The organism is Desulfurobacterium thermolithotrophum DSM 11699 (genome assembly GCF_000191045.1).
Classification (GTDB): domain Bacteria; phylum Aquificota; class Aquificia; order Desulfurobacteriales; family Desulfurobacteriaceae; genus Desulfurobacterium; species Desulfurobacterium thermolithotrophum.
Genome location: NC_015185.1, coordinates 741,725 through 756,228, shown reverse-complemented (window position 1 = coordinate 756,228; position 14,504 = coordinate 741,725). Strand labels below are relative to the sequence as shown.

Here is a 14,504-nt window from a genome sequence, read left to right as displayed (position 1 = left end):
GATGAATCTAAAAAAGTATAGAACAAAGTCTCCTTGGATACTCCACTATAATACTGGAAGTTGTAATGGTTGTGATGTTGAGATTTTGGCATGTCTTGCTCCAAAGTACGATATTGAAAGATTTGGAATCTTAAACAGAGGAAATCCTAAACAATCGGATATTCTCTTGGTTACTGGACCAGTAACTAAGAGAGCAAGAGAAAGATTAATAAGACTTTATATGGAAATGCCTGAACCAAAAGTTGTTGTGGCTGTTGGTGTTTGTGCTTGTACAGGAGGCGTTTTTAGAGGAATGTATAATGTGGAAAATGGCGTTGATAAGTTTATTCCTGTTGATGTTTACGTTCCAGGATGTGCAGCAAGACCTGAAAATATTATTGATGGAGTAGTTAGAGCTCTCGAGATATTAGAAAAGAAGAAGAAAGACCTTCAGCTTACAAGAAAGTGTACAGGTACTGAGGAGCTTGAATATCTATTAGGAAAACAGCTTAACAGAAGAAAGATTGTCGCTGAAGGTACCAGGAGGTGCTATGAAAGTAGAAGAGATTAAGGTTTCTTTAAGAGATGTAAGAAGAGCCATTAAAGATTTTTACAATCCTGATGAATGGCACTTTGTTACTGTAAATGGAACTGATTTAGGTGGAAAAGTTGAACTTAAATGGTTTTTTGCTAAATATGGTGAAGAGGAAGTTTTTACAGTTTTTACTTCTGAAGCAAGTTATGAAGATGAAATTCCTACTATTACTTACATAATTCCTTCTGCGTGGATAGCTGAATGGGAACTTGCAGATCTTTTAGGTCTTAATGTAGAAGGAGCTAAAAAGGGACTTTTTCTTGATCCTGATAGTCCAAAAGCACCTTTAAGGAGAGGCTAAGATGGGAAATAGAATTACCATTCCATTTGGTAGTCAGCACGTAGCACTTCCAGAACCAATAAGATTTGTCTTTCAAACAGAAAATGAAAAAATAGTTGATGTTGAGGTTGACGTTGGATATGTCCATAGAGGAATTGAAAAAGCTTGTATGACAAAGTTTAAATATACACAGGTAGGTTACGTTGTTGCAAGAGTTTGCGGACTCTGTGCTATTTCTCATACCTTAGGATATGTAACAGCTGTTGAAAGATTAATGGAGATAGAGGTACCTAAGAAGGCTTTATATTTAAGACTTTTAGTGAGCGAGCTTGATCGTGTTCACTCACATTTGCTTGCTATGGGACACCTAGCAGAAGTTGCAGGATATGAAAATCTTTTTATGCATACCTTCAGAGATAGAGAACTTGTAATGGAGCTCCAAGAGCTTGTTACTGGAAACAGAATTCAATTTGACTATGCTACAGTAGGAGGAGTAAATAGAGATCTTTCGCTTGAAGTAGAAAGAGAATTACGGGAAAAATTGAAAGATCTACAGGAAAGATGTTTATGGCTAAAGGATGTTTTTGAAAACGACTACACTATAAAACTTAGATGGAAAGGGATAGGAGTTATTACTCCTGAAATGGCAAGAGAATTAAATGTTGTTGGTCCTCCTGCTAGAGCTTCAGGACTTGCAACAGATGCAAGAAATGAATTTAACTATCTACCTTTTAAAGAAGTAGGCTATAAGCTAATTACAATGAAAGATGGAGATATATACGCAAGAAATATGGTAAGGGCAGAAGAAACTCTAAACTCTTTAGAAATGATTTTTAATTTATTAGATGGAATGCCAGAGGGAGACATAAAAGTTCCGGTTAAAGGCCTTCCTGAGGGTGAAGCTTTTGTTAGAATAGAAGCACCAAGAGGAGAACTCTTTTATTATCTAAAAGGAAGTAAGAAATTAATTCTTGATAGACTTAGAATAAAAGTTCCTACGTTTTCAAACATTCCTGTGATGAAAGAGCTCTTTATTGGAATGGATTATGCAGACGTTCCAGCAACAGTAATTAGTTTTGACCCGTGTCTATCGTGTACTGCAAGATAGGTGATTTAGGAGGAAGTTATGAAGGATATGTTTATAGAGTCTTTAAAAAATCTCTTTAAAAAACCTGCAACTCATCAGTATCCTTTTGAACCTTCACCACCTCCGCCAAACTATCGGGGAAATATAGTTTATAAAAAAGAACTTTGTATTTTCTGTACTAAGTGTGAGTTAGTCTGTCCTCCAGGAGCTATAAGGTTTACTTACAATGAAGATGGTTCAAGAGAATTCCACTATAACCCTTACTTATGTATATACTGTGGAGAGTGTGTAAGAGCATGTCCCAAAGCTGGATGTCTTATACAAGTTGAAGAAATGGCACCACCTGCAACAGAGGAAGAAATTCCTAATTGGGATGAGATAGAAAAAGAGGCAGAAGAATCAAAGAAAAGATGGCTTAAAGCAAGAAAAAAGCCTCAAGCTAAAAAAAGTTAAAAAAAGGGGGAAATCACTTCCCCCTTTAAGTTCTTTTCTTACTTATTTCCTTTTACATTCTTCCCACATTCTTCCATTTTAATCAACAACAAAATAGAATTAATGTTAAAATCTTTTTGCAAAATCCTAAGTTTCAAATTAAAGGAGGGAAAATTGGATAGAAAAAAGATAACAATTGTTGGAGCTGGAAATATTGGTTCAACCCTTGCACTCCTTCTTGCAAGAAGAGAAACTGCAGATATTACATTAATTGATATAAATGAAGGAATTGCGAAAGGGAAAGCTCTTGATATTATGGAAGCATCTCCAATTCTTGGTTTTAATGCTCATGTTGTTGGAACAGGAAACTATGAGGATACAGCAAACTCTGACGTTGTAGTTATTACAGCAGGGTTTCCAAGAAAACCTGGAATGAGTAGGGATGATCTGCTTTTTAAAAACTTTGAAGTTGTAAAAAGTGTTTCTGAACAGATAAAAAAATACTCTCCTAATGCCTTTGTTATAGTAGTTACAAATCCTCTTGACGTAATGACCTATACAGCTTTGAAGGTTACGGGATTTCCAAAGGAAAAAGTCTTAGGAATGGCAGGAGCACTTGACGCTGCAAGGTTTGCTTACTTCATATCTGAAAAAACAAAAATATCTGTTGAAAATATAAGGGCTTTTGTTATTGGTGGACATGGTGATGATATGGTTCCTCTTAAGAATTACACAACTATAAGTGGTGTTCCAGTTACAAAGTTTTTATCAGAAGAAGAACTTAACAAGATTATTGAAAGAACAAGATTTGGTGGTGGAGAAATCGTTCAACTACTAAAAACGGGAAGTGCTTTCTATGCTCCAGCAGCAGCTATTCTTGAAATGGTAATTTCAATTCTCTGGAACAAAAGAAAAATAATTCCATGTAGTGTTTATCTTGATGGTGAAATTGGCGAATATTATGGAGCTTCAGGTCTTTGCGTGGGAGTTCCTATAGTCCTTGGTAGAAATGGAGTTGAAGAGATAATTAAGTTGGATCTTTCAGAAGAAGAATGGCAGCAGTGGAAAAAATCAGTTGAGTCTGTTAAGAGATTAGTAGAAAAACTTCATCTCTAAGGAGAAAAAGATGAGAGAGATTCATGTAGATAAAGTTAAAGAGGCTGTGAAGAAACTCTGTATGGAAGCAAATTACTTTCTTCCTGAAGATGTTTTAAAGGCTTTCGAAGAAGGAAAGAAAAAAGAAATTTCTCCTGTAGGGAAAAACGTTTTTGACATACTAAAAGAAAACGCAAAGATAGCAGCAAGTGTAGAAATTCCCTACTGTCAGGATACTGGTTTTGCAGTTATATTCATGGAAATCGGTCAGGAAATAAAATTTGTTGGTGGGGATTTAGAAGAAGCTATAAACAAAGGTGTTGCTGAAGGTTATACTGAAGGTTATCTAAGAAAATCTATCGTTTCGGATCCTCTTTTTGACAGGAAAAATACTGGAAACAATACTCCTGCTGTTATTCACTATAAAATTGTTCCAGGTGACAAGCTAAAAATAGCAATGGCTGCAAAAGGTGGCGGAAGTGAGAACATGAGCCGTCTCGCTATGTTGAAACCGGCTGATGGAATTGAAGGAATTAAAAAGTTTGTAATTGAAACTGTAAGTAAAGCAGGGCCTAATCCCTGTCCTCCAATCACTGTTGGAGTTGGAATAGGTGGAACTTTTGAAAAGGTTGCTTTTCTTGCAAAAAAAGCTCTTTTAAGACCTATTGGACATAGAAATCCTGATCCAAGATATGCAAAACTAGAAGAAGAGCTTCTTGAAGAAATAAACAAACTTGGAATAGGTCCTTCTGGTTTTGGAGGAAAAGTTACAGCTCTTGACGTTAAAATTGAGTGGTATCCTTGCCACATTGCTTCTTTGCCGGTAGCTGTAAATATTCAATGCCATGCTTCAAGACATAAAGAAATAGAGCTCTAACAACTTTTTGGCTGCTCCTTTCTGTAGGGGAACGCCTATATTAGAGGTTACAGTGCATAATAAAAAGTTCCTCCTTTTCTTACTAACAGGGGTTTTTCTTGGCTTTATTATAGGTGGTTATTTTCCCCATTTTGCATTAAATGTTTCTTTTATCGGTGAACTTTTTCTGAATGCTCTTAAAATGGTTGTTCTGCCTCTTATAATAGTTTCTATCGCAAATTCAATCCTAAATATGAAAAGTCTTGAAAGTTTCAAGAATGTAGGAATAAAAACTTTTTTTTACTATACAGTAACAACATCAATAGCTGTTGGAATAGGAATTCTCACGGTTATTTTGATAAAACCAGGAGAAGGTTTTCCTTTACACTCTGAAAATGTTTTTCAAAGGGAAATACATTTTAGTGTTCGTGATCTTATAGTGAATTTACTCCCATCAAATATTTTTGAAGCACTTGTACAGTTTAATATTCTTCCAGTTATTATTGCGACTATCCTATTTTCCTTGGCCGTTTTATCTATTGAGGAAAAAAGAGAACTGCAGCTTTACAAGTTAATTTCTGAATTGGATATTGCTCTTTTAAAGTTTACTGAGTGGATAATAAAGTTTGCTCCTCTTGGGATATTTTCTCTTATTGCTTCAAAAATCGCTTCTATGGGAGGAGCAAAAGCCATAATTCCCGTTCTCTATTCTCTTGGAAAATACGTTATGACAGTTCTTATAGCTCTTTCTATTCATGCATTTTTGCTGCTTCCACTTATTTACTACCTCTTTATTAGAAAAAATCCATACTCTTACTTAGGAAAGGTAAAAGAAGCACTCGTAACTGCATTTGCAACTGCTTCTTCTTCAGCAACTCTTCCAGTTACTTTAAAAAGCGTAACTTCTGCTGGAGTTAAAAGGTCAGTTGCAGAATTTACGCTTCCTCTTGGAGCTACAGTGAACATGGATGGTACTGCTCTTTATGAAGCTGTTGCTACAGTTTTTTTAGCTGAAGCTTATGGAATAGATTTGTCTATGACTCATTACTTAACTATATTCTTTACAGCTACCCTTGCTGCTATAGGAGCAGCCGGAATTCCTGAAGCTGGACTTGTTACTATGGTACTTGTCCTTCAGTCTGTAGGAATTCCTCAGGAAGGAATAGGGCTGATACTTGCAATTGACTGGTTTTTAGATAGGTGTAGAACAGCTGTCAACGTTTTCGGAGATACAATTGGTGCTGCCATAATAAGTAGATAGGAGGTCTAAAAATGGCAAGTATTGGATTTCTTCTTGATTTAGAAGGAACTCTTGTTAAAGATAAAAGTTATACACCAATACCAGAAGCTCTTGAGTTTACAAAACTCCTTGATGAAAAAAAAACTCCATGGATAGTTGCTACAAATAACTCTACAGAAAAACCTTACGAGCTTGTAAAAATTTTACGATCAAAAGGATTTAATGTAGATGAGAATAAGCTCCTATCTCCTAGCCTCCTTGCTTGTGATTATTTAAGGAAAAATAATGTCAAATCTATTTACTTTTTAGGTACTGATAAAATAAAAGAATTCTTTGAGGAAGAAGGATTTGAAGTAAGAGACGACCATAATGTTGATGCTGTGGTTGTAGGAAGAGATAAAGAAATTACCTATCAAAAATTGAAAATAGCTACTTCTGCTCTGGTTTTAAATGATGCAAAACTTTTTTCTTTTCATAAAAATCGAGTAATTCGTGATGTAGATGGCCTTGTAGGCCCAAGTGTCGGAGCTGTTGCTACTGCGCTTTCATATGCAGGAAATAAATCTTTTACTTCTTTTGGAAAGCCTTCAAAAGAGTACTTTGAAAGAGCATTTGAGCTTCTTGGCTTAAGTGATCCTAAGAAAATTTATATGGTAAGCGATGATCCTTTTACCGATCTTGCAGAAGGAAAGAAAAATGTAAATTTCCAAACTGTCTTTGTTTTGAGTGGAAAATACGAAGACTCCTCTATACTAAACAAAATAGAAAAAGACCTAAGACCCGACTATACGTTTAGTCACATTGGAGAATGTTCAAGACTTTTAGAGGGTGAAAATGGTAATGCTTAATAGAATCAAAAATTACATGGAAATGATAAAAGTAGAGCACACAGTGTTTGCTCTACCTTTTGCTCTTACTTCTGCCCTTATTGCTGCTAATGGATTTCCTTCTCTTTATCAAACTTTTTGGATAATTGTTGCACTTTTTGGGGCAAGAACTGCAGCAATGAGTCTCAATCGTCTTATAGATGCTGAAATTGACGCAAAAAATCCTAGAACAGCAAACAGACATATTCCAAGAGGTGTTGTTAAAAAAACAGAGGTCTTAGTATTAGCTATTGTGGGTTTTGCTCTTATGATCTATGGAGCTTATAAGCTAAATTCTCTCGCTCTTAAACTTTCTCCGATCGCAGTTGCTGTCCTTACTCTTTACTCTTTCACTAAGCGTTTTACATGGCTTTGTCACATCGTTTTGGGAGTGGCAATTGCTCTTGCTCCTTTTGGAGCCTGGGTAGCTATCAAAGGTTCTGTATCTCTTTCTGCTTTTCTTCTTTCTATTTCAGTTGGCCTCTGGGTTGCAGGTTTTGACATAATTTATGCTCTTCAAGATGTTGAATTTGACAGAAAAGAAGGACTTTATTCTATTCCTGCAGTTTTGGGTGAAAAGAGAGCTCTGTTCCTTTCAAAGGTATTTCATATTTTAACTCTCTTTGGATTAATCTGGGTTGGCATTATCGAGAACTTGGGTTTTTGGTACTATCTTGGATTAGCTATTTCTGCACTTTTTATGCTTAGAGAACATAGGATTATCTCTAAAGATAAAACAAAGATTAATTATGCTTTCTTTAACTTGAATGGCTACATTAGTTTAAGTATTTTTCTTTTTACACTGCTTAACTACCTATGGAATATGATATGGAGCTCTTAAAGTACTTAATTTCTCTTTTAGTAATTGTAGATCCTATATTTGCAGCCATAGTTGTTGGAGGATTGATAAAAGACCAAAAATTATTAGAAAAAGTAGCTTTTAGGAGTTCTCTTACTGTTTTAATTGCTTTTTTAGTTACCATCTTTGCAGGTGAGCGTCTTCTTAAAACTATGGGTGTAAACATATTTAGCGTAAAGATATTCGGAGGACTTATACTTCTTCAAATGGCTTTTCAAATGCTTCAAGCAAATCCTCCAAAAGCAAAGCATACTGCCAAAGAAGGAGAAGCTGCAATGGAAAAGGATGATATATCCATAATTCCAATAGGAATTCCTATACTTTTTGGACCTGGAACATTTACTACGGTTCTGATTTTTAAAGAGGAGGCTTTAGGAGTTTGGAACGAAATTATGCTTATTCTGGCTGGTATCTTGACTGCATTTATAATATATCTTGTTTTGAAAAATACGGGATTTTTTGCAAAGAAGCTTGGAACTACGGGAATAAATGTTGTTGTTAGAATTTTAGGTCTTCTTGTAGGAGCTCTCGGTTCTCAATTTGTGGTTGATGGAGTAAAACACCTATGGATTCAGGGGTAAAAAATGAAAGTTGTTCTTCAAAGAGTTTTAAGTGGAAAAGTCATTGTTGCTGGTGAAGTGGTTGGAGAAATCGGACAGGGTATAGTTGTACTTGTAGGTTTTGAGAAAGGGGATATAAACTCTTATATAGATAAAATGGCTGATAAAATTATCAACTTAAGAATCTTTGAGGATGCAACTGGTAAAATGAATCTTTCCCTAAAAGACGTAAATGGAGCTTTGTTAATAGTTCCTAATTTCACCTTAGCAGCAGATTGTCGAAAGGGAAGAAGACCAAGTTTTCAGTCTTCCGAGGATCCAGAAAAGGCTGAGGAAATGTTCAAAAAGTTTGTAGAAAAGTGTAAAGAGTTTGGAGTTGAAGTTCAAACAGGGATTTTTGGAGCAGATATGAAGGTTCATATTGTAAATGATGGACCTGTAACTTTTATACTTAACAGTAAAGACTTCTCTTGATTTTAGGAAACCTTATAGAAGGGAAAGAATTAAATGGAATTTCTATCTTCTTTGATAGATTATTTACCAGCTTGGGTAAAGTTGGAATATCTCCTTGCACTTATCTTTTTCCTATTTTCTATAGTCTCTTTGAACTTCCCTTCTGTTATAACAAAACTTTTAATGAAGTTTTTCCTAAAAGATGAAAAGTTAACTAAGGGAGAAAAACTTTTTATAAAACTTTCTGTCTGGATTTCTTACTTTTTAGCTCTTCTTTTTTTGAATTTATCAATTGTTCAGTTACCAGTACCTTCGAAGTTTTTACTCGTTATTAATAAAATCTTCTTCATTCTTTATGTTGGGATAATCTCGTTTATATCGGTAAAGATCCTTGATATAGTTCTTGAAAAATTTTCAAGTAGTATGAAAAGAAAAGTACTACCTTCTGAAGCTCCCTTAGTAGAAACTTACTACTCTATGATTTCAAAACTTGTAAAAATTTTTGTTTTTATTATTGGTTTAATAGCTATTCTTGATAAGTTTGGATTTAATGTTACTTCCCTTGTGACATCCCTTGGTGTTGGTTCTCTTGCTGTAGGTTTAGCTGCTCAGGATACGATTAAGAACTTCATATCGGGAGTTCTTCTAGTTACTGACAGACAATTTAGAATAGGAGATAGAGTTTACATTAAGGATATAGACATTGAAGGATATGTTTATGATATTGGTCTCAGGACTACTAAAATTTTGACAATAACGGGGAACAATCTCATAACTATTCCAAACTCAAAGTTAACTGAGGGAATAATAGAAAATTCTTTATATCCAGATCCCCGTGTTAAAGACTTTGTTGAAATCGGAGTAGCTTACGGCTCAGATGTTGAGTTAGTAAAAAAACTCCTACTTAGAGCTACAGAGGAAATAGAAGGAATAGTAGAAAATCCTCCTCCTTCTGTTTACTTTACTCAGTTTGGAGATAGTGCTTTAGTATTTAAGCTCATCTATTATGTTGAAAAAAAGGATATTGCTTTTGAAGTAAAATCAATTCTACATCAAAAAATTGATAAATTATTTAAGGAAAACAATATAGAAATACCTTTCCCTCAAAATGATGTGTGGTTTAGAAATCCTTTAAAAGTAGAAGTTAAAAATGAAGAAACTTTACAGCGTAAAGATGAGAAGCTCTAAAGAAGGATTACATATTTCAGGAGCTGAAAGGATAGTTTTAGAAGAAGAGTTAAAAACTGTAGCAATTCAGCTTATAGAAAGAGCTCTTAACCACTCAAGGGGAAAAGCTGATTTTGTCAATTTAAAGATAGAGGAATTGAAGAAAAATCCTGTTTATTCTCCTCTTCTTCCTGTTTTTGAAGTTACAGATTACAAAAGTGTGAAAGAACTCCTTAAAAAACTTTTTTCCTTATCTAAGGTACCTCTAGAGCTTGGAATTGAAGTTTACAAAAAACTTCTTACTGGTCCAGCTCCAAATGGACAAATAATGAGAGGAGCAATGATTGTTGCAGTTCCATCTGGGAAAAGATTGGAACCAAACCAGTATAGAGGAGTTAGAGCTTCCTACTTAGATGTTGATAAAGAAACGGTTAGTATTCTTAAGGAAAAATTAGAAGATAGGTATACAGAAAACTTTAAGGAAGCTCTTGTTTTATCAACAAAAATTTTGCATTTCAATAATGTATTAGGAGAACTATGTGTTTCTGATGATCCTGATTACACAATAGGTTATCTATCTTTAAAAGGAAAAGGTTATTTTCGTATAAAAAACATTAAGCCTCAAGGATTACCAAAAGGAGGTAGAGCTATTTTTGTAGAAGAAAAAATAGATGTAGAAAAATTTATCAACTATCTTGAAAAAGAGCCTTTTATTGCAAAAGGATTTTTAAGTTATTCTGTTATTTCAGTGGAAGAATTAAGCTCGCTTTTTTCGTAAAAGTTCCCAGATTTCACGACTCCGTTAATACTTGCTCCAGGTTCTATAGAGAGCTTTTGAGTATTTATATCTCCTTCTACTCTTCCATACGCTTTTATTTCTACTTCATGAGAGTTTATATTACCTTCAACATTTCCCATGATAATTATAGATTCTGCAAATATGTTTCCTTTTACTTTTGCAGTTTCTCCAAGGATTACGTAATTACCTTTTATATCCCCAACAATCTCTCCATCAATCCTTATTTTTCCTTCTGCACAGACATTTCCTTCTATTTTTAACCCTTCAGCTAAAATGCTTTTAATTTCCGTTAAATCGTTACTTTCTTTCTTTTTTCCTATCATGGGGAAACCTCCATATAAGCAATGGGATTGACTATTTTATTTTTGTACTTAATTGTATAGTGAAGATGAGGGCCTGTACTTCTACCGCTATTTCCTGTTATTCCTATAATTTGCCCTTTTTCTACATATTCTCCTTTTTTAACAAAAATTTTCGCTAAATGACCGTAGTAAGTGGAAAAATCTTTATTATGTTTTATAACAATGCATTTACCCATAAGTCCGCACCAACCTGCTTTTATAACTTTACCATCTGCTGAAGCTCTTACAGGAGTCCCCCAAGTATTGGCAATATCAACACCAAGATGGAATTCTATCCTTCCCGTAATTGGATTTCTCCGTAGTCCAAATCCAGAAGTTATTCTTCCTACTGTAGGGTAACCTAGTGGAGTTGTTTTCAGGTTTTGGATTATGTAGTCAAGATCTGGAATGACTGGAGATAAATCAATATTTTCATTAGTGGTAAGAAGTTTTTCTATCGGTATTGCAAGACCACCTTCACCTTCTTTATTTGTTGATAGAACATTTATACCTACTTTCTTCATAATCGAATCTATAATTTCTATTCTCTTTGCTAATTCTTCTATAGTTTTTTCTTTTTCGTCTTTGAGCTTAGCTAACTGTACTTTCAGTTGTCCATTTTCACTTTTATACTGGGCAAGTTCCTCTTTTAACTCTTTAATTTCTTTCTCTGTCTTGCTGTAATAACTATACGATTTGTAAGTAAGAATACTTGTATATATCAAAAGAACTGTAGTAAAGAATAAGGAAGCAATAGCTAAAACTTTGATTTTCTTTTTTGAAATTCTGTATCTTTTTGGTTTTTCTACATCACTGTCAATTACAATAACCTGTAGTTTCGAGTCTTTCAACTTTTACTTTCCTATACAAAATTTTGAAAAAATTATATCAAGCATATCTTCAGTTGTAACTTGCCCAACAATTTTACCAAGTGAATAAAGAGCTTCATCTATATCCATTGAAATAAACTCTGGAGATTCAAATCCTGTGTCAAGACTATCTATCACTTTTAACAAAGATTTTTTTGCAGATTCAAGAAGTTCCCTGTGCCTTTCGTTTGTTAATAGTGGTTCTTCTCCCTTTAAAATGGTTTCAGGTTCTAAAAGAACAAGATTTACTATTTTTTCTCCAAGCTCGTCTATTCCTTCTGTACTCTTTGCACTAAGCTCAACACATTCTTTCCAATCTATAGATTCTCTGCAGGAAAGTTTAAGTCCAAGGTCTTTTTTGTTGATAACGAGGATTACATTTTCTTTTTTCTTAAGAACTTTAGATATTTTTCTGTCTTCTTCTGTAAAACCAATAGAACCATCTATAACAAAAAGAATTACGTCAGCTTCTTCTAAACTTTTCATAGTTCTTTCTATTCCTATTTGCTCTACTTTATCTATAGCTTCTCTTATTCCGGCAGTATCTATTAACCTCAGTGGAATTCCTTTTAAGGTAACCGTTTCTTCGATAATATCTCGTGTTGTTCCTGGAATCTCTGTAACAATAGCTCTTTCTTCCTTTAAGATAGCATTAAGAAGCGATGATTTCCCAACATTGGGTCTTCCAACAATAGCTACTTTTATTCCTTCTTTTAAAACTTTTCCATCTTTATAAGTTGAAACCAATTTTTCTATTTTTTCTACTATTTCAAGTATTTTTTCTCTAATGTGTCCAGTCTCAAATATTTCTATTTCTTCATCTGGAAAATCAACTGCAGCTTCTATATAAGCTTTAACTTCAAGAAGTTTATCTCTTAATTCTTTTATTTTATTTGAAAGAGCACCTTCAAGCTGTTTAAGTGCCAATTTTGCACCAACTTCACTTGTAGCATTAATAAGCTCGTTTATTGCTTCAGCTTGAACAAGATCTATTTTTCCATTTATAAAAGCTCTCATTGAAAATTCGCCAGGCTCTGCAAGTCTTGCTCCCTTTGATAGTACTTCTCTTAATATTTTTCTTACAACGACTATACCTCCATGGCTATGGATTTCTACGATATCCTCTCCAGTAAAAGTTTTAGGAGCTCTCATGTATACCGCAAGAACTTCATCTATTGGTTCTTCGAATCTATCAACTACTAAACCGTAGTGCATTTTTCGGTTTTCAAATTTTTCTTTTTTACTTCCCTCTTTGGTTCTAAATATCTCTTTAAGAATTTTTAGAGAATCTTTTCCCGAAATTCTGACTATTCCTATTGCACCCTTTCCAATAGGAGTTCCTATTGCTGCTATAGTATCTTCCCAAAGATAATCCACGGTTCCTCCATTGTTATCATTTGATACTCTTTTCTAAACGTCTTTTTTAACATCTAACAAACTGGTAAATAATATCAGAAAGCCAATGGAAGATTATAGGAGCTCCAATGGACTTACTTCTTTCATAAATATATCCCATAACGAGAGAAGGAAAGAAGACTTTAAACATGATTGGATTGTAGTAAATAAGAACGTGAGCTATGGCAAAAAGAAAACTTGATACAAAGTTTGCTTTAGAAATAGGGCCAAAGAGAGGTTCATTTTCTATTTCCGAGTAAAGATATCCTCTAAAAAATGTTTCTTCTGCCACAGCAACTGTAAAGTAAAAAAGAATAATGCTTAAAAAACTTTTAAAATGAGTATTAATTTCTCCAAAATTGCTACAAAGTAGAGCATAAACAGGAAGAATTAATAAAGACGTTCCAATACCCCACTTTAAACCTTTAAGGAAGTTTTTGTAACCTAATTCTTCTGGAGTTTTTCTTAAAAGTAATATAGGAATACCAACCATTAAGAAAAAACTAACTACAGCGGAATAATCTTTAAAGAATCTTACAACTATAGAAGAAACAAAAATTACAACAAAGTAAAGTTTCACAAATCTACAACTTTTACACTTCTTACGAGCCAAACTTCAATCTCCGTTTGCTAAAATTTCCCCAAAGATTATGCATAAAGGAGTGGAAAATGGCAAATTACTTTGTGAAAATTTTTATTACTTACAGAAAAGGAGTTCTTGACCCTCAGGGAATTGCAGTAGAGAAGGCAGCTCATAGTTTAGGATTCGAAAAAGTAAAGAACGTTAAAGTTGGTAAATACATTACAATGAACATTGAAGCTGATTCTCCTGAAGAAGTAAAAAGGGAAATAGAGGAAATGGCAAAGAAGTTTTTAGTAAATCCAGTAATAGAAGAGTATACTTATGAAGTAGAAGAGGTGAAAAGATGAAATTTGGAATACCTGTTTATCCTGGGAGTAACTGTGATAGAGACATCGGATGGGTTATTGAAAAAGTTCTTGGTCATGATGTGAAGTATCTATGGCATAAAGAGCAAAGTTTAGCTGGTATTGATTGTGTTATTGTTCCAGGGGGATTTTCTTATGGAGATTATTTAAGAGCTGGAGCGATGGCAAAACTTTCTCCGGTTACAGAAGCTATCTGTGAATTTGCAGAAAAAGGTGGCCTTGTAATGGGGATTTGTAATGGATTTCAAATTCTATTAGAAGCAGGTCTTTTGCCAGGAGCAATGTTACCCAATAAAACGTTATCCTTCATATGTGAATTTGTCTATTTAAAAGTTGAAAACAACGAGATTCCTTTTACCCACCTTTATAAAAAAGGAGAAATTATAAGAATTCCTATAGCTCACGCTGAAGGAAACTATACTTGTACTCCTGAAACACTAAAGGAATTAGAAGAAAATGGACAAATAGTCGTAAGGTACTGCTCACCAGAGGGAGTTATTTCTGAAGAATTTAATCCAAACGGCTCTCTTAATAACATTGCTGGTATCTGTAACAAAAGAGGAAATGTTTTTGGATTGATGCCTCATCCTGAAAGAGCTTCTGAGGCAATCTTAGGTAGTGTGGATGGATACAGAATGTTTGAATCAATAGTTAAATCTGTTCTTGTTTAAAAGTTTTTCTTC

19 protein-coding genes are annotated in these 14,504 nt (G+C 34.1%); 15 read left to right on the top strand and 4 right to left on the bottom strand.

Annotation, left to right across the window (positions count from 1 at the left end; translation table 11 throughout):
* Position 1: 1 nt before the first annotated feature.
* The 13 genes from DESTER_RS03820 to DESTER_RS03760 all read left to right on the top strand — a co-directional run bounded on the left by DESTER_RS03820 (position 2) and on the right by DESTER_RS03760 (position 10,247).
* Positions 2-550 carry an NADH-quinone oxidoreductase subunit B family protein gene (locus DESTER_RS03820; RefSeq protein WP_013638343.1) on the top strand — a complete coding sequence of 183 codons (549 nt, stop codon included), beginning with the start codon at positions 2-4 and terminating at the stop codon, positions 548-550.
* Positions 531-875 (top strand): NADH-quinone oxidoreductase subunit C, encoded by a 345-nt coding sequence (locus tag DESTER_RS03815; RefSeq protein ID WP_013638342.1) that lies wholly within the window; start codon positions 531-533, stop codon positions 873-875. The genes DESTER_RS03820 and DESTER_RS03815 overlap by 20 nt, the downstream gene beginning before the upstream one ends.
* A gap of 1 nt (position 876) precedes the next feature.
* Positions 877-1,962: a hydrogenase large subunit gene (locus tag DESTER_RS03810; RefSeq protein WP_013638341.1), complete on the top strand. Its 1,086-nt coding sequence runs from the start codon at positions 877-879 to the stop codon at positions 1,960-1,962.
* Between the two features lie 18 nt (positions 1,963-1,980).
* The gene (locus DESTER_RS03805) at positions 1,981-2,394 is read left to right on the top strand and encodes a 4Fe-4S binding protein (protein WP_013638340.1); all 414 of its coding nucleotides are present in this window, start codon (positions 1,981-1,983) and stop codon (positions 2,392-2,394) included.
* Positions 2,395-2,547: 153 nt separating this feature from the next.
* On the top strand, positions 2,548-3,489 hold the full coding sequence (mdh, locus tag DESTER_RS03800; RefSeq protein ID WP_013638339.1) for a malate dehydrogenase: 942 nt from the start codon (positions 2,548-2,550) through the stop codon (positions 3,487-3,489).
* 10 nt (positions 3,490-3,499) lie between these two features.
* Positions 3,500-4,345 carry a fumarate hydratase gene (locus tag DESTER_RS03795; protein WP_013638338.1) on the top strand — a complete coding sequence of 282 codons (846 nt, stop codon included), beginning with the start codon at positions 3,500-3,502 and terminating at the stop codon, positions 4,343-4,345.
* Between the two features lie 52 nt (positions 4,346-4,397).
* Positions 4,398-5,585, top strand: coding sequence for a dicarboxylate/amino acid:cation symporter (locus tag DESTER_RS03790; protein WP_013638337.1), 1,188 nt, complete (start codon positions 4,398-4,400; stop codon positions 5,583-5,585).
* Positions 5,586-5,596: 11 nt separating this feature from the next.
* Positions 5,597-6,412 (top strand): HAD-IIA family hydrolase, encoded by an 816-nt coding sequence (locus tag DESTER_RS03785; protein WP_013638336.1) that lies wholly within the window; start codon positions 5,597-5,599, stop codon positions 6,410-6,412.
* On the top strand, positions 6,399-7,271 hold the full coding sequence (locus DESTER_RS03780) for a UbiA-like polyprenyltransferase (RefSeq protein ID WP_013638335.1): 873 nt from the start codon (positions 6,399-6,401) through the stop codon (positions 7,269-7,271). Before DESTER_RS03785 ends, DESTER_RS03780 begins: the two co-directional genes overlap by 14 nt.
* Complete coding sequence (locus tag DESTER_RS03775; protein WP_013638334.1) at positions 7,259-7,870, top strand: MarC family protein; 612 nt, start codon at positions 7,259-7,261, stop codon at positions 7,868-7,870. Before DESTER_RS03780 ends, DESTER_RS03775 begins: the two co-directional genes overlap by 13 nt.
* A 3-nt stretch (positions 7,871-7,873) precedes the next feature.
* Positions 7,874-8,323: a D-aminoacyl-tRNA deacylase gene (gene dtd, locus DESTER_RS03770; protein WP_013638333.1), complete on the top strand. Its 450-nt coding sequence runs from the start codon at positions 7,874-7,876 to the stop codon at positions 8,321-8,323.
* A 33-nt stretch (positions 8,324-8,356) separates the two neighbouring features.
* Positions 8,357-9,490: a mechanosensitive ion channel family protein gene (locus DESTER_RS03765; RefSeq protein WP_013638332.1), complete on the top strand. Its 1,134-nt coding sequence runs from the start codon at positions 8,357-8,359 to the stop codon at positions 9,488-9,490.
* Positions 9,453-10,247 carry a 6-carboxyhexanoate--CoA ligase gene (locus DESTER_RS03760; protein ID WP_013638331.1) on the top strand — a complete coding sequence of 265 codons (795 nt, stop codon included), beginning with the start codon at positions 9,453-9,455 and terminating at the stop codon, positions 10,245-10,247. The genes DESTER_RS03765 and DESTER_RS03760 overlap by 38 nt, the downstream gene beginning before the upstream one ends.
* Here the strand turns inward: DESTER_RS03760 and DESTER_RS03755 are convergent.
* The 4 genes from DESTER_RS03755 to DESTER_RS03740 are packed head-to-tail and all read right to left on the bottom strand — an operon-like array spanning position 10,202 to position 13,486.
* On the bottom strand, positions 10,202-10,591 hold the full coding sequence (locus tag DESTER_RS03755; RefSeq protein WP_013638330.1) for a bactofilin family protein: 390 nt from the start codon (positions 10,589-10,591) through the stop codon (positions 10,202-10,204). The genes DESTER_RS03760 and DESTER_RS03755 overlap by 46 nt on opposite strands.
* Entirely contained in the window at positions 10,588-11,460 is an 873-nt protein-coding gene (locus DESTER_RS08045; protein ID WP_013638329.1) for a M23 family metallopeptidase, read from the bottom strand. Before DESTER_RS08045 ends, DESTER_RS03755 begins: the two co-directional genes overlap by 4 nt.
* Positions 11,461-11,463: 3 nt before the next feature.
* On the bottom strand, positions 11,464-12,855 hold the full coding sequence (mnmE, locus tag DESTER_RS03745; RefSeq protein ID WP_013638328.1) for a tRNA uridine-5-carboxymethylaminomethyl(34) synthesis GTPase MnmE: 1,392 nt from the start codon (positions 12,853-12,855) through the stop codon (positions 11,464-11,466).
* A gap of 46 nt (positions 12,856-12,901) precedes the next feature.
* Positions 12,902-13,486, bottom strand: a complete 585-nt coding sequence (locus tag DESTER_RS03740) for a CPBP family intramembrane glutamic endopeptidase (RefSeq protein ID WP_013638327.1) — start codon at positions 13,484-13,486, stop codon at positions 12,902-12,904.
* A gap of 56 nt (positions 13,487-13,542) precedes the next feature.
* On the opposite strand from DESTER_RS03740, the gene purS reads away from it, so the two are divergent.
* Together purS and purQ are read left to right on the top strand one after the other, a co-directional pair.
* Positions 13,543-13,803 (top strand): phosphoribosylformylglycinamidine synthase subunit PurS, encoded by a 261-nt coding sequence (gene purS / locus DESTER_RS03735; protein WP_013638326.1) that lies wholly within the window; start codon positions 13,543-13,545, stop codon positions 13,801-13,803.
* Positions 13,800-14,492 (top strand): phosphoribosylformylglycinamidine synthase subunit PurQ, encoded by a 693-nt coding sequence (gene purQ, locus DESTER_RS03730; protein WP_013638325.1) that lies wholly within the window; start codon positions 13,800-13,802, stop codon positions 14,490-14,492. Before purS ends, purQ begins: the two co-directional genes overlap by 4 nt.
* Positions 14,493-14,504 lie beyond the last annotated feature (12 nt).